Origin of the sequence: Afipia sp. P52-10, assembly GCF_000516555.1 — a bacterium.
Taxonomy (GTDB): Bacteria; Pseudomonadota; Alphaproteobacteria; order Rhizobiales; family Xanthobacteraceae; genus P52-10.
Genome location: NZ_AZSJ01000003.1, coordinates 352230 through 373382 on the forward strand (window position 1 = coordinate 352230; position 21153 = coordinate 373382).

Below are 21153 nucleotides of genomic sequence, written 5' to 3' on the forward strand. Positions count from 1 at the left end.
TGTTCAGGTGATGCGCGATCGCACCGCAGCCGCGTAGTTGAGGTGACGCGCGGTTTGCCACCGCGGACAGGAAAAAGCGATGACCGAGCGGTTACCGAACGGAACGCGTGTGAGATTGAGCTCCCTCGGCGAGGAGCGGAGCAAAAAGACGATCAGCAAGACGGGCGTAATCGTCGGCAAGACCCGGGGCGCCGGATACTATGTCCTGCTCGACGGTAACGTTACGAAATCGATTCTCCATTGCACCTATATCGAGCCCGTTTCCGATCAGGCGGCCCGCCCGACTTAACCAAATGAGCCCTCAGGTCGGATCGACCGAGGCCCGCGAGTCGGGCGAGCCTACTCGGGATCGGTGCTCTCAATCTCGATGCGGAATGGAAGTTGTTTGCCGACCCGACACTCGGATACGGGGCAAATCGCCATCCCCTCCACGATCTGGCCATCGACCATCTCGTAGGGATAATCGGGCAGCGTCACGAACTCCGAATTGGGATCGATCTCAAGCCCTTGACGATAACTATCGAAATCCAGATGGCGAGCGAGGGCCGGAAACTCCTCGCGAAGGAATGTAGCACCGTTCAGGACGAGCCATCCGCTCAGATTGACCTTGCGACCAATCGAAGCGCCGCGAGCTCCCTGAAAAGTCGTCAGGTGGCTGACCACGTCGTCCGACAGACGGACCAGTTGCACTTCGTCGGCACGGACTCCGGAAATCAATATCGCCGAAGCCACGGCAGCAACGGCTACACGCAATTTAGGCATGCTGGGGTAATCTTCATCTTCCTCAGTAGACCGGACGCATAGGTCCGGCGGGGATAATGCAGAGCCTTGCCGTTTGGTTCCGGAGCCGCAACCGATTGTCACCAATGCGAGAATAGCGCTGGGAGCGCGCCTGCGGCTCGGCCCCGTGTCGAGCTTGAGAGACGACGTAAGCCGCCCACGCAGCCCGTCGCCAGTCCTCGGGCTCGTCTCGCGTCCCAGCCCTTGTTCGCCTGCCCTCTTTACGGATGCGGTTGCGCATCGGCCGTGTTCGCTCGACCGGTGTCCGCCTGAATGCTCTCCGCCTCGGCACGCCGTCCCGAGACCAACCGATAGAACAACGGGATGAAGAACACCGCGAGAAATGTAGCCGCCAGCATGCCACCGATAACGCCTGTACCAATCGAGTGGCGGCTGGCGGCACCTGCGCCCGAGGAGATCGCCAACGGCACGCAACCAAGAATAAAGGCCAACGACGTCATGACGATCGGGCGAAAGCGCAGCTTTGCGGCCTCGATGGCTGCGTCCACGACATTCAGCCCCTCGCGCCGCTTCATCGCCGCGAACTCGACGATCAGAATCGCGTTCTTCGACGCAAGGCCGATCAGCGTGACGAGACCGATCTGGAAATACACGTCGTTGCTGAGGCCGCGCAGCCAGATTGCAATGAGCGCACCGAACAACGCGAATGGCACGGCCATGACCACGGCAATCGGCAGCGACCAGCGCTCGTATTGCGCGGCCAGGATAAGAAACACCATGATCAAGCCGAACAGGATCGCCTGGTTTCCGGCGCCACCGGTGGCGATTTCCTGGAATGCCTGACCGGACCAGGCGATCTGATAGCCTTCGGGGAGAGCTTCGCGTGCGGCCGCGCGCATGGCTTCAATCGCTTGCCCCGACGAATAGCCCGGCGCCGGATTGCCCATCACCTTCGCCGCAGCAAACGCATTGAAGCGATCGATCTGATCCGGCCCGACAATACGCTCCACCGTCAGAAGCGCGTCGATGGGAATCATCGCGCCTCCAGCCGACTTCACGAAGACCTGCTTCAGATCGTCCGGCCGTTCGCGGAAATTCGCTTCCGCCGACAGGTTGACCTGGAAATTCCGGCCGAACAGGGTGAAATCGTTGACGTAAAGGCTTCCGAATGTGCTCTGCATCGTTTCGAAGATCGCCGAGATCGGGACATTGAGCGCCTTGACCTTGTCGCGGTCGATCCGAACCTTGTATTGCGGCACGTTGCCGACCATCGTGGTGCGAACTCCTTCGAGTTCGGGTCGCTTGGCGGCGGCCGCCACCAGCGCATCGGTCGCCTCCATCAGCTTCTGAATGCCCGCGCCGGACCGATCCTGCACAAACCCCTCAAAGCCGCCGGTGTTGCTCATGCCCATGATCGGCGGCGGCGTGAAGGCAAGCACTATTGCCTCCTGAATCGACGAGTTCGAGATCATGATCGAGCGTGCGATATCGGCAGCACTCTCGCCTGCGGCGGTCCGCTCGCTCCAATCCTTGAGCTGGACGAAGGAAGCGCCCGCGCTCGGCTTTTGCGCGCTGGCCAGGAGATCGAATCCCGAAAAGCTGATGACGTCCGCGACCTGCGGTCGGCTCAGGATGTCCCGGTTGACGGCTGCCATGACCTCCTGCGTGCGTGTCAGCGATGCGGCCGGCGGCAGCATCGCTGCTACGAATACACTGCCCTGATCCTCCTCCGGAACGAGCGAGCCGGGAATTCGCATGAACAGGTATCCCGTGACCGCGATCATCACGGCGAACAACATCATTCCCAAGGCCGCGCGGCGCAGCAGAAATCGCACACCGGTTGTGTAGCCCGATGTCGCCCGGTCGAACATGCGGTTGAACCAGCGGAACGGCGCCCACGGCTCGCTGTGGCCTGGCTTGAGGATCAGTGCGCACAGCGCAGGGCTTAGCGTCAGCGCCACGATGCCCGAAATCGTCACCGATACCGCGATCGTAACGGCGAACTGCCGGTACATCTCACCGGCAAGGCCGCCCATGAAAGCGACCGGTACGAACACCGCACAAAGCACCAGCACGATCGCAATCACCGGACCGGAGACCTCCTGCATGGCCTTGGTGGCAGCCTCGCGCGGCGACAGATGCTCGGTCGTCATGATACGCTCCACGTTTTCGAGCACGACGATCGCATCGTCGACGACGATGCCGATGGCCAGCACCAGACCGAACAATGTGAGCAGGTTGATCGAGAACCCGAGCGCGTACATGCCTGCGAATGTGCCGATAATCGACACGGGCACCGCGAGGACCGGAATCAGAGTGGCCCGCCAATTCTGCAGGAAGATAAACACCACGATAATCACGAGCACCATCGCTTCCGCGAAGGTCTTGATCACCTCATGGATCGACACCTGGACGAACTTTGTGGTGTCGAACGGGATGCTGTGCGAGATTCCTTGCGGGAAGTTGAGCTTCATCTCATCCATACGCGCGCGGACCGCATCGAGCGTTCCAAGCGCATTGGCCCCCGGCTGCAGATAGATGCCGATCGGTACGGTCGGCGTGTCGTTATGACTGGCGATGAAGGCATAGTTCTGCGCCCCGAGCTCGATCCTCGCCACGTCGCGCAGGCGCAGTGCCGCGGCATTAACGTCAGCGCGAATGATGATGTCCTCGAAGGCCTTGGCGTCCGGCAGCCGCCCCTCCGTATTCACCGAATAGGTGAATGCCAGATCGTTCTTGGTCGGCTCTTCGCCGAAGCGGCCTGCAGCGAACTGCGCATTCTGCTCGCGAATGGCTGTCGCCACATCGCTAGGGGTTAGATTGTATTGCGCAAGTTTGTCTGGCCGCAGCCAGACGCGCATTGAGTAGTTCTTGGCACCGAATAGCGACGCGTCGCCGACGCCCGGAATGCGCTTCAATTCGTCGATCACGTTCAACAGCGCGTAGTTGCTGAGATAGATCGCGTCATAGCGCGGGTCGCTCGACGACATCGTCACCAGAGCGAGAATCGAGCTCGACTGCTTGTTGACGATCAGGCCCTGGCGAGTGACCTCCGCCGGCAACGTGGAGACAGCGCGCTGAACCCGGTTGTTGACGTTGATCGTCGCCTGATCCGGGTTGGTGCCGATCTGGAACGTCACCGTCAGGCGCATCGTGCCCGAGCTGGAATTGGTCGATTGCATGTAGAGCATGTTCTCGACGCCGTTGATCTGCTGCTCCAAGGGAGCAGCCACCGTCTGTGCGACGGTCTCCGCGCTCGCGCCTGGATAGGTGGCCTGAACGACGACCTGAGGTGGGACGATCTGCGGATACTGCTCGATCGGCAGTGCTCGCATGGCGACAAGGCCGGCGAGGAGGAAGACGATCGAGATGACCGCGGCAAATACGGGCCGCTCGATGAACGGATTCGCCTTCATCATCGCCGGACCGTCCCAGTAGCCTTGGTCTCAGCCGTCGCAACCGACACAGGCGAGCCCGGCCGGACCTTGATGACGCCCACGGTGACGATGCGATCGCCACCCTTCAGCCCCTTCTCGACAATCCAGCCGTCATCCACTTCCCGGCCGATCGTCACCGGGCGAACCAAAGCCTTGTTCTCTGCATCGACGGTATAGACGAATTGTCCCTGCGGTCCCTGCATGACGGCAGCCTGCGGCACCACAACGGTTTCGTTACGGATCACACCTTCGATCGACACGCGGACGAACTCACCGGGACGAAGCCGCGTTTCGGGATTGGGAACGATGGCGCGGGCGCGCACCGTGCCAGTTTGCAGATCGATGGAACTGTCGGTGAAATCGACGTATCCGATGCGCTCGTACTTCGTCCCGTCACCGAAGCTGATCCGCGCCTGCAGCTTGCCGCTGGCAGGGCCCTTGCCCTGCCCGCTTTCGAGCAATCGGCGAATCTCGTTGGCTTCGGAATCGGCGAACGAAAAGTTGACGTAGACCGGATCGAGCTGGCTGATGCGGGTCAGCAAGCTGTCGCTACCGCTCGTCCCGACGAGGCTCCCTTCCGGGAGCATGCGAACGGACGTGACACCGGAAATCGGTGCGCGGATCGTCGTATAGCCCAGATTGATCTCCGCAGTACGGACCTGCGCTTCGGCGCCAGCGAGGCTCGCCTTCGCCAGCGCATGGGCCGCCACCGCGTCATCGCGCGCCTTCTCGCTCCCCGTCTGGCGTTCGAAAAGCGTGGTGGCGCGGGCAGCATCGCGTTCTGTGCGCGCGACCTGCGCTTGCGCCTCCATCAGTTGGGCGCGTGCGCGCGCGAGTTCCGCCTCGAACGGAGCCGGATCGATCCGGAAAAGAACATCGCCGGCCTTGACCGTCGAGCCCTCGACGAAGGATTTTTCGATGAGGATGCCCGAGACGCGTGCGCGAATCTCGACTTCCCTGAATGCGGCGATCCGGCCTGCATAATCATAACGGAGGGGGACCGGCTTGGCCTCAACCGCAACGACCGTGACGCTCGGCGGCGGTGGCGCCGATGCCTTGCTTGCCTGGTCGCCGCAGCCTGCCAGTACACCCGCTACGACAGCGATCATCGCAGCCGCGAAGAAAATTCGAGCCGTTCTCGTCACTTCACACACCTTCTGGTGGAAGGTCTTCCTATTCGGAAGCTCTTTTGCTATATATACGTTCACGTATGTATCTTAAATTAATGGCAAGACCATGGCGCGAAAGACCAAGGCCGAGGCAGAAGAGACGCGGCTTGCAATCCTGGACGCGGCCGAAGTGATGTTCTTCGAGCACGGCGTCGCACAGACATCCCTGCAGCAAGTGGCTGATGCCGCAGGGGTTACGCGCGGGGCCGTCTATTTTCACTTCAAGGACAAGGTGGATCTCTTCAAGGCGCTGCACGAGCGCGCCCGTTTGCCGCAGGAGGATATCGTCGAGCAGGCCGCCGTCGACGGGCATCCCGATCCGCTGGGGTTCATCGAACAAATCTCGCTGGACTGCCTGAAGATCCTGGCGACCGACATCCGCCGCCAGCGCATTTCCGCGATCCTGCTCTTCCGCTGCGAGTATGTGGGAGAAATGGCCGATGCGCTCAAACGTCAGCACGATGCTGACAAGCTGATGCGCGCGAACCTACTGCGCATGTTCGCGATGGCGCACAAGGACAACTCTCTCGCAGCAGGCTGGACGGCAGCGACTGCGGCAAAGACCTTCGACGCAATGATACGCGGCCTATGGGCCGATTGGCTCCGCTTTGGCCAGTCCTTCGATCTGATGACTGAAGGCACGGAATGCATCACCGCGCTGTTTCGGACATTCCGAGCTCACTGACGACACATCCCAGCAGCGGCGGGTGGGGCACGTGGCGTTCGTGGCGCCCCACTGCATGCGTCTCGCAGGCAAGCGACCTAGACCATCACCGCACCTCTTACGGAATGACGACCGTGAGATAGCCCGCCGGGCGGAAGTCCTGGAGCATTGTCACAACGCCGGCGGTCAGATCATCAAGTCCGACCACCCGCATGGCTTCGGCGTCCGTCAAAGCAACCCACGCACGCGTCCGCAGATTGAAAACACGGGTGACACCACCGATCGCCCCGCTTTCGCTATCATAGCCGAGCATCACCTGTTTACCCGTGGCCGGGTCATTGGCGACGATCCCTCTGCCATCGTCTGACAACCTGAGCGCCAACATCCAGGCCCGCGTGCCATGCTGATCCGGCGCGCTAGCGAGCATGACCGGGGCGCTTTGCAGACGTTCGCCGACCGCGACCGCCGCCGTCGGGTTCAGGGCATCGGCAACTGCAGGGTCAACCGGTTTGCCGGCGCCGTCGGCGAACATCACGCGCCCTGCAAGCGGCGCGGCATCAACCTGACTAGCCTTATCGACCTCGGACGCGTTCCAGAATGTATCGATGAAGATCGCACGGTCCGTCTCTCGTGCAACCGCTCGGGCGATCATCGTCAGGACAGCAGCCTGTCCTGCCCTCGCTTCGAAACCGGGAAGCACACCGGCCGCGTATTCGCGCGGATCATATTGGCTGATCGGCGCGAACACCAGACCATGTGCCGCACCGGCAACGGGCGCGTCCCCATGGGGAACGGCATCGATGCTGGCAGTCACAGTCGGGGCAGGCTCGGTGGCCTCTTCGCGGCGGTGCGAATGCTCGCCACTGCCATTCGTGTCGATGCTCACCGGCAGCGCGGGATTCAGTTGGAACGAGATAGAGGTCTGGCCGCCCGTCACCGCGTCGGGTCGACCGACGCGACCGGTTGCAGGTGGCGAGAACTGGCTCGACGGATCGGACGGCAGCGCCTTGATCTCCAGAGACGAGCCGACGAAGGACAACGCGTAATTCGGCGACAGCGCAAGCGTGCCTTGGCCGATCGCGTAGACGCCGATGGCGCTGCCGGGCTGCCGCGCCAGCGCGCCGGAGAAGGCATCTCCGTTGAAGAGCTGTCCCGACGTGATGCGGTAGGTGAACGCGGGATCGATCTCGCTGAACAGACGGCTTTGTGTGTCTGCCGTAACAGCGATCGGCGCCGGCTTCACCGTCCAGAGGCCGGTGTTGAGCGACGCAACGTGATAATTCGGGTTGCTCAGCACCCCCTGCACGCTGAGCGTATAGGGACCGCCGGCAACGCCGGTGGTCGCGGTGACGCCGAAGCTGTTGAACAGCCCCGTGAGCGCATCGACGCCCTCGCCGTTCTGCAGACCGCTCGCCGAGAGGCCGGGATTACCCGGCGAGGCGCCATAGACCGATGTCCCTCCGTTCGCCGTCACCGCCACCGGCGCCGGCGTCACCGTCCAGGCGCCAGTATTGAGCAAGGCGATCTGATAATTTGGATTGCTCAGCGTCCCCTGAACGCTCAGCGTATAGGACCCACCGGCGACGCCGGTGGTCGCGATGATGCCGAAGCTGTTGAATAGCCCCGTGAGCGCATTGACGCCCTCGCCGTTCTGCAGCCCGCTTGCCGACAGGCCCGGATTTGCCCGGCGAGGCGCCATAGACCGATGTCCCGCCGTTCGCCGTCACTGCCACCGGTGCCGGCGTTACTGTCCAGAGGCCGGTGTTGAGCGAGGCGATCTGATAGTTTGGATTGCTCAGCGTCCCCTGAACGCTCAGCGTATACGGCCCACCGGCGACGCCGGTGGTCGCGATGATGCCGAAGCTGTTGAATAGCCCCGTGAGCGCATTGACGCCCTCGCCGTTCTGCAGGCCGCTCGCCGACAGGCCGGGATTGCCCGGCGAGGCGCCATAGACCGATGTCCCTCCGTTCGCCGTCACCGCCACCGGCGCCGGCGTCACCGTCCAGGCGCCAGTATTGAGCGAGGCGATCTGATAATTCGGGTTGCTCAGCGCTCCCTGTACGCTCAACGTATACGGCCCGCCGGCAACACCGGTGGTCGCGGTGATGCCGAAGCTGTTGAATAGCCCCGTGAGCGCATCGACGCCCTCGCCGTTCTGCAGACCGCTCGCCGAAAGACCCGGATTGATCGGCGATGTACCGTAAACCGATGTCCCTCCGTTCGCCGTCACTGCCACCGGCGCCGGTGTGATCGTCCAGATGCCGGTGTTGAGCGACGCAACGTGATAATTCGGGTTGCTCAGCACCCCCTGCACGCTGAGCGTATAGGGACCGCCGGCAACGCCGGTGGTCGCCGTCATGCCGAAACTATTGGACAGCCCCGTGAGCGCATCGATGCTCTCGCCGTTCTGCAGACCGCTCGCCGAAAGCCCCGGATTGGTCGGCGATGAACCATAGACGGATGTTCCACCATTCGCCGTCACCACCACATTGGCAGGATTAATCGTCAGAGCCGTAGCATTGCCCGCATCCTGAGTGATCGTGTAGTTCGGCGACGCATTGGTAAAGCCGCCGGCGATCGCGTACCGGCCGACGCCGGTTCTGGTATCGACTGATGTCGACCAGACGTCGCCGCCGAACGTCTGGGCCGTCTCGTTGTTCCGGAAACCGGAAATCTGCCCGCCCAACGCCGGATTTGCCGCACCATATGTTCGCGATACCGCACTCGCGGTGAACACCAGCGCCGCCGGGTTTATCGTCAAGTTGTCGTCGATATAAGTGATAGCGTAGTTCGCGTTGGTAGCATTGGTGATCGTACCCTGGCCGATCGTATACGCCCCGACGCCAGTCGCGGCGGTGGCCCCGACGGTCAACGCGCCCGCGATCGCAATGCCAGCCCCGAGATTGGATGTGGTGTAGGTCAACGCCGGATTCGCCTCGCCATAGATGCGGCTCTTGTCATCCGCCGTCACCGTTACGGCTCGGCGATTGATCGTCAGCGCTGTCGCATTGCTCGTGGCCTGCTGGAAAATGTAATTGCCGAAGTTTGCACTCAAGCCGGAGCCGTTAATCCCATACTGGCCGATCGAACTCGTCGCCGTTGCCGGACTGTTGAAGGCAAGTGCCCCGGTGGTTGCGCTCGTTAGCGTATCGCCATTGACGAAACCGGTAACGGCGCCGGTGAACGGCGAATTGCTGTCACCGTAGGGTCGGCTCGTCGCATCCGCTGTGTAAGTCAGCGTTGCAGGGGTGATGTTGAGCGTGCCGCCGGCATAGGTGAGGATGTAGTTGCTGCTGGCGGCCAGCGATCCTTGGGTGATGCCGTAGGCACCGACGTTGCTGCCGGCGGTACGAGCCAGCGCTCCGGACATCTGGTCGTTGTTGACGAGATTGCCCGAGGTGATCTGATAGGTCAGCGTCGGATCGGCGTTGCCGTACACCTTGCTCTGGTTATTGGCCGTAACCGTAATCGCACGCTGCGCCACCGTACCGGTCGCATTCACGTAGACGAAACGATAGTCCGAACCATCGAGACTGGTCGCGCGGCCGCAGCAGGCCGAGACCGAAAACGCGCTGCCGGCGGGCGTCGTCGAATTCGCATTCCACCCGTAGCCGAGATCGCGAATAAGCGATACCGGAGCAGCGGCATCCCTGTCGCGCAAACTCGATACGCCGCTGTTGAAGACCGGCTGCGCATCGCCGTAGGTCATGCTCGCACCGGCGAGATTGACGAAGAGGACGTGATCGAGGGCGTAGAGTCCAGGAAGGTGTGCAGTGGCAATACCACCGCCTTGCCCGACCTGGTTCGGCGGCGCCCAGATGGTCGCGAAATCGAAGCCCGCGTAGTTGGTCTCGATGTTGTCGAGATCATACATCTGCGCGATCGTGCGCGCCGTACCTTCGTGCCAACTGGACGCGATAATCTTCTCGCCGTTGTAATAGGACGCATACACCGAGCTGCCGGCCATCGGATTGTCGACGAGGCCGTGGGAATTGCCCATGCCGTTGCCGCCGGTGGCGTAGCTCGTTTCGATCCGGCCGTAGTTCGTCCCCGCAATCGCTCCGGTCGTGCTGATGCCGACATTGGTGGTGAGGCCGCCGAGCGTATAGCTGTCGGCGATCAGTGCATCGTTACCACCACTATCGCCGTTTCGTCCAACCAGCAGACCGTATGAAAAGAACGGCTTCGGATTACCGTCCCAGCTGTTGAACGAGACAGTTGCGTTCGAATAGGACTGCCGGATGGTCCCCCAACCGCCGCCGTTCTGCGTGTCGTTGCCGACGTTGTAGCCGACGAGACCGCCGATGTTGTCGTAGCCGGCGGCGGTTCCGGCCGCATAGGTCGCGCTGATGGCGCCGACATTCGAGCCGGCGAGAATGCCGACGTTCATGTGTCCAACCACCGACGCGTTGGTGATGCCGAGGTTGGTGATGGTGCTGGTGATGTTTGCAAAACCGAACAGACCGACGTTATCGCTGTAAGGCAGATTGATGCGCAGGCCGTCGATGACGTGACCATCGCCATTGAATGTACCGAGGAAACGGTTGTTCGGATCGGCAATGCCGATCGGGCGCCAGCCGGCAGACCCGAACATGCCGGCATTGGTGAACTCGTTCGCACGGATATCGCTGACCATCCGGTAGTTACCCCAGAGGGTCTGGTTGTTCATGCCGATGTAGGCGAGCTGATGCGAGCTGCCGACCAGGAAGACATCCGTCGCGCCTAACGGCCGGAAGAACTCCGTTTGCAGGAACGGCCGCGAGGTGCCGATCGTCATCCAGGTGCTACCGAAATTCCAACCCGCGTACGACGCCGGGTTCAGCGCCTGCGCCGTCGTCAAACCGCCCGGCGCGGTAACCGTAACGACGCTCTGCACCCATGGGACGGTGAGACCGCTGCTCTCCATATCCCAATAATTCGTTGCCAACGAACTGGTATAGCCCGCGTTCAATCCGAGGAAGCCGCCGCCACCGGTGCCGCTGCGCGTCGAACGTCCGCTCGACCAGTTGTCGTTGATGCCGTTGGGGTTCGGCAGTTGCAGGATACCGATCAGGCCGCCCGACATGCTGCCGTACGTGTTGCCGGTCGCATAGGAATAGGTGATGCCGGCGTTTGCTCCACCGACGACGTCGCCCGCACCTGACGCGCCCTGCTGGCCGACGAGACCGCCGGCCATGCCGCCGCTGGTCGCTGTCACATTGCCGGTCGCGTAGGATTGCGTGACATTGTTGAGATTGTAGCCGATCAAACCGCCGGCGCCAGTTTGCGAGTCCCAGACGGTCACGTTGCCGGTGGCAAAAGTCTGGCTGACGGTGCCGGCGTTGTAACCAATCAGCCCACCGGCCGGTGAGTTGGTTGCATTGATGTTGCCTGTCGCGAACGACGAGGCGACGTTGAGACCGAGCGTGTGCGCGGAGTACAGGCCATTCGAGCCGATCAGACCGCCGACGTAAGCTGCCCCTGTCACATTGCTGGTGGAATAGCTGTTCACCAGCGACCTGACACTACCCGTTGAATTTGTACCGGTGTTGACGAGACCAACGAGGCCACCAACGAAATTGTTGCCCTGGACGGTGCCAGAACTCCACGACTTGTTGATGCCCTGATTGGTGGAGCCGACCAGACCACCGACATAGTCTCCCGTCCCCCTGACCGAGCCGCTGAAGGAAGCAATCGCCAAGGGCAGAGGCGAGCCCGAAAATTGCGAAACGCCTGAAAGCCCGCCGACGTAGCTCGCTCCCGAGACCACGCCCTGGGTGACGGACACCTGGCTCACACTTGCAAGGTTCTGCCCGGCGATCGTTCCGACATAATTGTGCCCGTAGATCGTCGGCATCAGAAAGGCGAGATTCGAGACGCCTCCGACCGAATTGATTTGCCTGAACAGCCCCACATAGTCGTTGGACGGTCGGTAAATATTCAGGAACGAGATCGTGGTTGGGGTGCCGTTGCTCCACGCGTCGAATGAACCGGTCAGCGAGCCGGTGAAGGTGCCGAGCATACCGATCGGCACGAAGCCTGCGCCATTGTTCCAGGTCGCAGTACTGCTCGCGTCGATGTTGTTGATGATCCTGTAGTTCGCGCTCAACAGCGCAAGCGAACTGCCGGCGCCCTGCAGACCGTAGATATCCGTGAGGAGATAGGGATCGGAACTGGTGCCGGTCCCACCGGCGGTGCGGAGGAAAGCTCCGCTGCTAATCGCGAACTGATTCGCAGAGAGGCCATACGTCGTCGGCGACGTAACCATGCCGGCGCTGCCGACGACGAGACCATTCACGCTGAGCGAGCGATCGAGCAGGAAGTTGGTCGCGGTGCTGGTGATCTCGAGGCTGCGATAATCGTCGATCGAGTTCTTGACGGCCCCTGCATTGGTCAACGCGGTCGAAATCGTGTTGGCCATCGCCGAGAACGTCGTGTCCGACGTACGGGCGCGAACGTAGCCGCCCCAGATGTCGAATCCGGTGATCTGGCCGGTCCATGCCTGATCGTAACGCACGCCGCCGGCGTCACCGAGCGTGTTGACGATGACCTGATGCTGCCCGGCGGGTGGCTTGTTGATCAGCGTGTAGTAATAGCCATCGGAGCCTGACGAAGCCCAGGTCGAATAGCCATCGACGTTCACCACGAGGCTCTGCGAACGATACGGCTGCGGACCGTTGTCGATGGCCGCATAGCCCGCAACGATCAACGGCGCGGTGGGAAAGATCGCCCGTTGGTAAGGATAGCTCACGTTCGGCAGGATCGCCCAGATGCCGGTCGAGAACCCCGATGGCAGGCTCGCCTGCAATTGGCCGCGCGACAGGCCCGTCGTCTGCACGATGATGTTCGCACCGGGAATGCCGCTCGCCGGATTGCTCCACCAGCCGATGCCGCCGCCACCGAATGCGCCCGTATTCCAGTACGTATTGGAAACGATGCCTGCGCGCAGCGAGCAGCTGTTGCTCATGCAGTTCGGGTTGAGCGTGCCGATGTTGCGGCCGATGACGCCGCCGTTGAACTGACCGCCACCGACGCCGCCCGCAGCGAAACTGTTGTAGATGTTGCCCCAGTTGTAGCCGACCAGCCCGCCGACGACACTGGTATTGATGCCGATGACGGTGCCGGTCGCAAAACTGTCGGCAATGTAGCCGATCCGGTTGAGCGACCCCGATGCGTCGTTATAGCCGACAAGACCGCCGACAGACCCCGTACCGTAGACCGATCCGGTCGCGTACGATTGCGTGATCTGCGCGAGTGCTCCGTTGCCGATCGAATAGCCGTCGTTGTAGCCGACGAGACCGCCGGTGGTGCCGCCCGAGACCGGACCGGAGGCGTAGGACGCATCGATGATACGGCGATTGGTTCCGACGAGACCACCCGTATAGCCATTGCCGCCGAACACGGAGAGATTGGTGCTCGATCCCGTGATCGTGCCGTTGTTCAAGCCGACGAGACCGCCGGTCGGACCGCCACCACGAATGGTTCCGCCCGACAGGTTGATGTTGCTGATCGTGCCGCTGTTGCTGGCGAACAGACCGATGTTGCCCGAGGTCGGACGGTTGATGGTCGGATTCCAGATCGTATGACCCTGACCATTGAAATAGCCGGAGAAGGCGATCGGAGCGAAGCCCGCCCCGCCATTCCAGTTCGCCGTCGCGCTCGCGTCGATATCGCGGGTGAGGACATAATTTCCCGCCGACGGGATCGACTGCAGTTGATCCAGCGTGTTGACGAGGAAGTAGCTGCTGATGGTCGTGCCAGCGCCTGCGTTCGGACCGAAGTCTGTCGCCGCCGTGTAATTCGCCGGATTGTAGGTGATGGAAACACCGCCGGTCGCGGTAATCTTGGTTGCGGCACTGTCGAACCCGACAACGCCGACACCGGTCGCCGTGTTGTCGGCCCGCAGCGTGACGCTCGATCCCGCTCCGCCAGTGATGCTCGCGTTGATGCGAATGTCGCGATAGGAGGACAACGTCAGCGCGTTGGCGCTGGTCCAGCTGATCGCCGAATTGACGAAGATGTCGCCGTTGCCCGCGGTCTGAACGCCGGGACCGCTGGCGGTCGTGCTCGTCGTCAGCAGTGTGACGTTTGCAGTGGCGAGATTGCTGGCGATCGTCGCTGCGGCCGCAGCATCGACGGTGAGATCGACCGGATCGATCAGCCACACGCCAGATTTGCCATGCGGAGCCGATGCATCGACACGAACGCCGGCGAAATCGACCGTATGCCCGGATGTTTCGACGATGCCGCCATTGCCGCCGAACGCGCCGCCGCGCGCGCTGAGCTGGCCCGTAGCCGCCGTATGCCCATCGGACCAGATCGTGATGCTGCCGCCGTTGCCGCTCTCCGTCGCGTCGGCGCGGATCGTCGTCGTGTGATCAATAGCGACCGACTGCGCGCGCTGGAAAGCGCCCTTGCCCAGCGCATCTCCGCCGATGCGTACGGTGCCGCCGCCGGTTGCGCCGGACACAGTAAGGCGCGCGCCGGTCAGTGCGATATTGGCTCCGCTGATATCGATCTGCCCGCCCTTGCCCGTGGTCGGACGGCCGGCATGCCGCCTCGGTGTGCCGCTAGCCGAAAGGCGACCAGAGATCGTCACCCGTCCGCCCAGGCCGCCACCGATGACGATGCGGCCGTTGCGCGTGCCGACCGAATTCGCCCGGATAGAGCCCGGCACATTCACCGCGTCCCGTAAGATGTTGCTCGCGGTCGCCGCACTCAAATAAACGGCGCCGCCGTCCGCGTGGACCTTGCCGCGATTGGACACCAGCGCCCGGCCCGTGCCATCCCGCAGGTTACCGAGTTGGTTCGACGGCACCGCCACCGACAGGAAGCCATCGCCCGACATGTCGAGCGTGATCATCTCGCCGCTGCCGAGACCGACCTTGCCGAGGCGTGCGCTGATGATCCCGTCATTGGCGACGCGGCCGCCCAGCAAAGCCGCAAAGCCTCCGTCAGAGACATTGATACGACCGGCGTTGGTGACGACCGCAGACGCACCGTTGCCGGTGAATTTGTATTTTCCGGCGAGGAAATCCTCGTTCTTGATGTCGAGCGTGGATGCGGCGAACGACCCTGTGTTGACGACGCCGGTCGGCGTGATGGCGATGCCGTTTGGATTGACCAGCAGCACCGTGCCGGGCGCATTGATCGTGCCTGCGACCCTCGACGACGTCGCACCCGTGACGCGATTGAGCGTGGCCGATACCGCGCTCGGCTGATTGAAATTGACGATGTTGCCCTGTCCGACCGAGAACGACTGCCAATTGACGATCGCCTGATTGGTCGTCTGGTTGATAGTCAAGGTGCCAGGCGACGGCGTCGCGATCGTCGCGGTCCCCGCGGCGACCGAACCGCCAGTTGGCAGCGTTTGTGCCTGCGAAGGCGTACTTGCGACGATCGCCACCACGCTGGCCGTCCGCAACAGCGAACGGATCATCACGACCGACGACACTGAAAGACCGGCTGGCCTGGATAAAGGCTCCATCGACCGCACTCCCGGAACTCTCGAAATCCACGTTTTCATGCCGCTTTGCAGCACAATCGATTCAATAATACTTCTCTTAATACACATATTGACGAAAAACGAGAAGAGTCATAATGGATCTTACCGGTTGGTTACCGATCACGTTCGGGGGACCGACGGCGGTTGGGGGTAAGCAGTGAAACCGATGCGTTGGGGAATTGCGGCGGCAGCACTGGGCTGCTCAATGACGCATGCCCTCGCTCAATCGGCAGCGCCCGCGCCGAGCCAGGTTGGGCCGCCGGTGATCGCGGCTCCCGCGATCGCACCGCGCATTTCGCTGCCGCAGGTTCCGGCAGGTGCCGCCACACCCCACCAGGCGAAAACGCTGTTCTTCACCCTCAACGGTTTCGACCTTGAGGGTGAGTTTCCCGAGCTCGTCACCATACGCACGCAATTGGCCGCAGCGCTGATCGGCAAGCGCATCAGTGTGGCCGACCTGTTCGGATTCGCGGAAAAACTACAGCAGGCTTACATCAACGCCGGTTATCCGCTCGCCCGGATTGTGACGCTGCCGCAGGAGATCGGCAAACAAGCGCGTGTCAAACTGAGGGTGATCGATGGTTTCGTCGAGCGCATGGATCTCGAGGCCTTGCCGCCGACAGCGCGCGACCGTGTGCGGGCCCTGCTGGCACCGTTGCTGCGTAAGCCGCACCTGACCCAGCAAGACCTCGAACGGCAATTGCTGCTTGCAGGCGATACACCTGGGTTGGTGCTGAACGCGACCTTCGGCGCGGGCAAGGAGATCGGCGGCTCGCTCCTGATCCTTACCGGCCGCTACCGTCCCATCTCAGCGACACTCTATATAGACAACGCGCTGCCCCAGAGCTTTCGCAGCTGGCAGGCTGTCACCTCCTTCTCGTTCAACAACCTGCTGGGCCAGGGTGAGCAAGTGTCGGTGTCGGCGGCTGGATATCCGAACGAAGACTATTTCACTGCGCATCCGACACGCCGTTATCTCAGCACCACCCTCGCCTTTCCGATCGGCATCGACGGATTGAAAGCCGAACTCGGCGCCACCAATGCGCGGACCACGCCGCATGTCGAACCGATCCTGGCTACGCAAGGTCTGCTGGACAGAGCCTATGCAAAGCTGGCGTTCGATGCGGTGAAGCGCCGTGATACCTTGCTGGCCTTCAGCGCGCGATTTGATGCCACGGACGAGCGTATCGACACGCTCGCATTGAACCCGGCGCTGCCGATCAGCCTCGACCGTACCCGCGTCCTCCGCGGAGGCTTCGAAGGCTTGTGGCGCTGGCGCGAAGCCGGCCTCACGTTCACCTATGGCGGCAACATCTCGCAGGGACTCGACGCTTTCGGCGCTCGTACCGCCGACCGGGCGAACGCGCTGCTGCCGTTGTCGCGGTTTGGTGCCGATGCCGTTTTCACCAAGCTCGATGGGCACGCCGAAGTGCTGCATAGTTTGCCGGAAGACTTCTTCTGGTCGCTCGCGATCTCCGGTCAGACCGGTTTCAACAAGCCGATGCTGACATCAGAGCAGTTCGACATCACCGGCGCGAGAGCGCTGTCGGGCTTCACTTCGGGCGCGCTTCCAGGCGACCGTGCCTGGGTGGTTCGCGGCGAGTTCGGACGCGCTTTCGCGCCCTTCAACGCACTGGTCGTGACGCCGTACATCTTCAGCGCCTTTGGCGAACGCACCCTTGAGAACCCAACCATTCTTGAGTTCCGACGGCTTGTCGCCAAAAACTACGGCGTCGGCGCGCGGTTCAACGTCGCGGCCTTCAACGAATTCCTGCCCGAGGCCTATGGCTTCTTGGAGTGGAGCCGGCGGGAGGTCGAGATCAACCCTCGCCTCAACGGCGATCGCATCTTTGCCGGAATGGTCCTGCGCTACTAACGCACGCTGACGCGATGGCGGCTTGCAAATCTCTTTCCGTGCCGTCGCAGGATATCGGCGCCAGCGCCGCATTTTCAGACCAACAAGAACGATTTTCTCAATCCGAACGATGCACGAGACGATTGCACCACCAGCCACCCGAGCTTCGTAATAGCATTTCATTGCGGTGCCGACAGTTCAGGGGCATCTATTGGAGTGCTGGCGGCCGCTTTCGGCATCTCCGGCAACGCTGAAAAACAGCGGGTAAACGATCACTCAATTCACCGACGCTCCGATCCGGTCGACACACGTCAACCGGAAAACTCGGACGCGCGTGGACGCGGCAAGCGTCTAAGAAATCGAGGGAAGTCTACGATGCGTTCTTTGCGAACCTTCCGCTACATATCTGCAGCAATTGCCGCAGCAGGTTTGCTCGTCTGCGTCAACACCGTGTCACATGCCGATACTTGGCCGAGCAGAACGATCAAACTCATCGTTCCGTTTCCGGCCGGCGGCGCCGCTGATACCGTAGCGCGGATTTATGCCGACAAACTCGGCGAAGCTCTCAAACAATCCATCGTGGTCGAGAACAAGGCGGGTGCAGGCACCGCCATTGCAGCGGAATTCGTCGCCAAGGCCGATCCCGACGGCTACACGCTGTCGCTTGCACCGGCAGGACAGCTCACGATCCTACCGCACATCAACAAGTCCATCGGTTACGATCCCTTCAAGAGCTTCGCGCCGGTCTCGCCGCTCGCTTCGGTCCCCTACATCGTTGCCGCGAGCCCGAAGGCTCCGGTGTCGAGCCTCAAGGAGCTGATCTCTGTCGCAAAGGAGCAGCCTGGCAAGCTTACGTTCTCATCGTGCGGCCCCGGAACGCTGTGCCACCTGAGCGGAGAGCTGTTCAAAAGCCTGACCGGGACGGACCTGCTCCATGTGCCGTTCAAGGGCAGCGCGCCCGCAGTCAACGCATTGCTCGGCGATCATGTGAACCTCGCCTTCGACACTTTGACCGTGCTCGCGCCGCAAGTCCGCGAGGGCAAAATCAAGGGGCTCGCAGTCACGAGCCGCGAGCGATCGCCGCAAGCGCCCGACGTTCCAACAGCCGCCGAAGCCGGCTTGCAGGACTTCGTGGTCGACTCCTGGTTCGGCCTTGTTGTTCCCGCCGCGACGCCCAAATCCATCATCGAGCGCCTGAACACGGAAGTGGTCCGCATCGGCAAGCTTCCCGACGTGCAGGAGCGCCTTGGCACGCAGGGCCTGACCGTCACGACATCGACGCCGGAAGCCTTCGCCCAAACGATTCACGCAGACTACGATCGTTGGGGCAAGGTGGTGGAAAAGGCTGGCGTGCAAGCCGATTGACCGCGCCGCCCGCCTCACCGGGAGCTCCCAGCAAGGACACGCTGCACCCGCTGCAGGTGGATAACCGAAGTTCCCGGGTTCTCAACGGGTTGAAGCTGAGCCAGCATTGCCACATGGCATGTTGGCTCAACGATTCAAACGGCGTGGCAGCAATCGTCAATGCCCTGAGACGCGTTTACAACGACGATATCGCTCGCGTGATGCTCACCGAAGGAGCGACGCTGGCAACCATCATCGATGCGCTCTTGAACTTGTCGACCGATCACCGGCTCTTGTCGAAGCTGGTCACGATGTCGCTGTACTCGGGCGACTTTGTCGTCACGCCCAATCTGAATGGCCCCTCGCATCTTCGCTACGTTTACGATCGGCCCAACTCATTGGCGTTTACCGATATCATCGTCCTACAGCCCCATCGCACGCTCGCCAGCACCGATATCCGCTTGCAGTTGAGGCAAGCGCCTTAGCCCTTGCGAACATGCGCGTTTGAACGCCAGAGACGGATCAAGGCGGTCCTCTTGGTGTCAACCGGTCTATTTGGGTATCCGCTTGAGAACGTTTCCCCGATGTGCGGCGATATGATCGGTCTTGTCGCTCTTGATCTCGTACTGGGGATCGCTGCCCGACGCCCGATGGCGATGGCCCTTGTACATGAAATCCGCCGTATGAATGCGGATGATCGTTCCCGACACATGTCCGGCCTCAGAATTCCAGCTCACATGATCGCCGACCTTGAACCGCGTGGTCATCCAGCCCCATCCCTGCGCTTGAGCGAGTGACTTCTTCGTATCAAGTCCTTCGTATCGATCCCCGTTCCCGAGAGCGCCTTGCGCGATCCAATGCACGCCCAGGCCAAGTCGTTCAGACGCGCACAGGATCGCTGGTGGGCCCGGCAGGACTCGAACCTGCAACCAGACCGTTATGAGCGGCCGGCTCTAACCATTGAGCTACAGGCCCCCAGGGTTAAAAGCCACTAGGATTATCGGACCCGAGATTATCGGACCCAAGGGTTCTAGGACCTGGGTTTGCCGCGCCACCTCGCGGCCAGGTCCCTCCCTTACAATGCTGATCGCCCTCGGGCAATCCGGCACGGCGGCCTGTGCGTTTATCCCGCACAGGAGCCGACAGACCCGACGACTTATGCGAATGCGGGCCGCCTTCGTGCGCGCAACAACAGCAGGATCGCAATACCGAGATTGAAAGCGTTCCAACCGATGCCGTTGAGGAACGCCGCGCGATAGGAGCCCGTCGCATCGAAGATCAAGCCGGATACCCAGCCGCCGAACGACATGCCGAGCACCGAGACCATGATCACGATGCCGACGCGGGTTGCGGCCTCGTTCGCCGGCATGGTTTCCCGCACGATCAAGGCGTAGCTCGGCACGAGACCACCCTGGAACAACCCGAACAGGGCGGAGACGATATAGAGCGACGTCAGACCATCGAAGAACAGATAGAGGATCAGCGCAACGGCCTGCGCCACCGACCCCAACAGCAACGTGGCGAGCCCGCCGAAGCGGTCGGCGAAGACACCGGAGGCGATCCGGCTGATAATGCCAAAGGCAAGCATCAAGGCCAGCATCTCGGCGCCACGGGCGACGCCGTAACCAAGATCGCCGCAATAGGCGACGATATGCACCTGTGGCATCGCCATCGCCACACAGCAGGAGAAGGCCGCAAGGCCAAGAATAGCTGTAAGGGCATTGGTGCCGATGCCGAGATCGACACTCGGTGCCGCGGCGGCCTGCGACTGGCGTTCTGTCCCGCGCATGCTCGCCCGCAGCACCACAAGCAGCAGGGCCATCACCACGGAACAGAAGATGCCGATGGCGATATGCGTCGCGCGCCAGCCATAGAACGCCGTTCCGCGCTCGACGATCGGCGGCCAGATCGCCCCCGCCAGGTAGTTTCCGCTTGCCGCGATCGTCACCGCGATGCCACGCCGGCGCACGAACCAGTGCGAGGCCTCGGCCATCAGCGGCGCGAAGGTGGCGGAGGCACCAAGACCGATCGCGAAATGGACGATCGTGAACTGCCAAAGAACGGTCGAAAGCCCGGCTCCGACATAGCCGAGCAGCAGCGCGCCGATGCCCAAGGTAATCGCCGGCAGGATGCCGAGCCTGTCGGCAAGCCGCCCGGTGGCGACCCCGCCGATGCCGAAGCCGAGCATCGCCATGGTGAACGCGAGCGAGGCATCGGCGCGAGTAGCGCCGAACTCCGCCTGCACCACCGGCAGCACCACCACCACCGACCACATGCCGACGCTGCCGAGCGTACCGATCAGCAGCGCAAGGCCCAGCCGCCGCCACGCGGCCGCCGAGTCAGGCACGAAGGACGTCTGAGATGGAAGAGAATCGTTAATCGGCATAAGGAGCGAACCTTCTGCCTGGATCCCAGCTGGGTCAAGCAGCCTTAGAATAATATTCTCTTCAACAACCCG

General features: G+C 62.1%; 12 protein-coding genes and 1 tRNA gene. 5 read left to right on the forward strand and 8 right to left on the reverse strand.

Annotated elements, in window-relative coordinates:
- Positions 1-109: 109 nt before the first annotated feature.
- Positions 110-289, forward strand: coding sequence for a hypothetical protein (locus tag X566_RS24585; RefSeq protein ID WP_152539780.1), 180 nt, complete (start codon positions 110-112; stop codon positions 287-289).
- A gap of 50 nt (positions 290-339) precedes the next feature.
- Here X566_RS24585 and X566_RS03045 read toward each other — a convergent pair whose 3' ends face one another.
- The 3 genes from X566_RS03045 to X566_RS03055 form a co-directional block, all read right to left on the reverse strand.
- Positions 340-762, reverse strand: coding sequence for a hypothetical protein (locus X566_RS03045; RefSeq protein ID WP_152539781.1), 423 nt, complete (start codon positions 760-762; stop codon positions 340-342).
- Positions 763-1001: 239 nt separating this feature from the next.
- Entirely contained in the window at positions 1002-4157 is a 3156-nt protein-coding gene (locus X566_RS03050) for an efflux RND transporter permease subunit (RefSeq protein ID WP_152539888.1), read from the reverse strand.
- The gene (locus X566_RS03055; protein WP_244434666.1) at positions 4157-5323 is read right to left on the reverse strand and encodes an efflux RND transporter periplasmic adaptor subunit; all 1167 of its coding nucleotides are present in this window, start codon (positions 5321-5323) and stop codon (positions 4157-4159) included. The genes X566_RS03050 and X566_RS03055 overlap by 1 nt, the downstream gene beginning before the upstream one ends.
- 91 nt (positions 5324-5414) lie before the next feature.
- Here X566_RS03055 and X566_RS03060 point away from each other — a divergent pair, with 91 nt between their 5' ends.
- Positions 5415-6032, forward strand: coding sequence for a TetR family transcriptional regulator (locus X566_RS03060; RefSeq protein WP_034463325.1), 618 nt, complete (start codon positions 5415-5417; stop codon positions 6030-6032).
- Positions 6033-6129: 97 nt separating this feature from the next.
- On the opposite strand, the gene X566_RS24945 is transcribed toward X566_RS03060, so the two are convergent.
- A complete protein-coding gene (locus X566_RS24945; RefSeq protein WP_160170434.1) occupies positions 6130-7530 on the reverse strand; it encodes an MBG domain-containing protein in 1401 nt (466 codons plus the stop codon).
- Positions 7439-15478 carry an S-layer family protein gene (locus tag X566_RS03070; protein WP_160170435.1) on the reverse strand — a complete coding sequence of 2680 codons (8040 nt, stop codon included), beginning with the start codon at positions 15476-15478 and terminating at the stop codon, positions 7439-7441. The genes X566_RS24945 and X566_RS03070 overlap by 92 nt, the downstream gene beginning before the upstream one ends.
- Positions 15479-15662: 184 nt before the next feature.
- Here X566_RS03070 and X566_RS03075 point away from each other — a divergent pair, with 184 nt between their 5' ends.
- The 3 genes from X566_RS03075 to X566_RS03085 all read left to right on the forward strand — a co-directional run bounded on the left by X566_RS03075 (position 15663) and on the right by X566_RS03085 (position 19180).
- Positions 15663-17372 carry a ShlB/FhaC/HecB family hemolysin secretion/activation protein gene (locus tag X566_RS03075; RefSeq protein WP_152539782.1) on the forward strand — a complete coding sequence of 570 codons (1710 nt, stop codon included), beginning with the start codon at positions 15663-15665 and terminating at the stop codon, positions 17370-17372.
- Between the two features lie 195 nt (positions 17373-17567).
- Positions 17568-18716 (forward strand): tripartite tricarboxylate transporter substrate binding protein, encoded by a 1149-nt coding sequence (locus X566_RS03080; RefSeq protein ID WP_244434667.1) that lies wholly within the window; start codon positions 17568-17570, stop codon positions 18714-18716.
- The gene (locus X566_RS03085) at positions 18713-19180 is read left to right on the forward strand and encodes a hypothetical protein (RefSeq protein WP_152539783.1); all 468 of its coding nucleotides are present in this window, start codon (positions 18713-18715) and stop codon (positions 19178-19180) included. Before X566_RS03080 ends, X566_RS03085 begins: the two co-directional genes overlap by 4 nt.
- A gap of 66 nt (positions 19181-19246) precedes the next feature.
- Here the strand turns inward: X566_RS03085 and X566_RS03090 are convergent, their stop codons facing one another.
- The 3 genes from X566_RS03090 to X566_RS03100 all read right to left on the reverse strand — a co-directional run bounded on the left by X566_RS03090 (position 19247) and on the right by X566_RS03100 (position 21081).
- Positions 19247-19462, reverse strand: coding sequence for a DUF2945 domain-containing protein (locus tag X566_RS03090; protein ID WP_034463347.1), 216 nt, complete (start codon positions 19460-19462; stop codon positions 19247-19249).
- A 132-nt stretch (positions 19463-19594) separates the two neighbouring features.
- Positions 19595-19670, reverse strand: a tRNA-Ile gene (locus X566_RS03095).
- A 181-nt stretch (positions 19671-19851) separates the two neighbouring features.
- Positions 19852-21081 carry an MFS transporter gene (locus tag X566_RS03100; protein ID WP_034463349.1) on the reverse strand — a complete coding sequence of 410 codons (1230 nt, stop codon included), beginning with the start codon at positions 21079-21081 and terminating at the stop codon, positions 19852-19854.
- Positions 21082-21153 lie beyond the last annotated feature (72 nt).

What these genes read in the sequence shown, in the direction of transcription:
- X566_RS03045 (WP_152539781.1), bottom strand. Translation starts at nt 762, where the DNA reads ATGCCTAAATTGCGTGTAGCCGTTGCTGCCGTGGCTTCGGCGATATTG.
- X566_RS03050 (WP_152539888.1), bottom strand. Translation starts at nt 4,157, where the DNA reads ATGAAGGCGAATCCGTTCATCGAGCGGCCCGTATTTGCCGCGGTCATC.
- X566_RS03060 (WP_034463325.1), top strand. Translation starts at nt 5,415, where the DNA reads ATGGCGCGAAAGACCAAGGCCGAGGCAGAAGAGACGCGGCTTGCAATC.
- X566_RS03070 (WP_160170435.1), bottom strand. Translation starts at nt 15,478, where the DNA reads ATGGAGCCTTTATCCAGGCCAGCCGGTCTTTCAGTGTCGTCGGTCGTG.
- X566_RS03075 (WP_152539782.1), top strand. Translation starts at nt 15,663, where the DNA reads ATGCGTTGGGGAATTGCGGCGGCAGCACTGGGCTGCTCAATGACGCAT.
- X566_RS03090 (WP_034463347.1), bottom strand. Translation starts at nt 19,462, where the DNA reads ATGACCACGCGGTTCAAGGTCGGCGATCATGTGAGCTGGAATTCTGAG.
- X566_RS03100 (WP_034463349.1), bottom strand. Translation starts at nt 21,081, where the DNA reads ATGCCGATTAACGATTCTCTTCCATCTCAGACGTCCTTCGTGCCTGAC.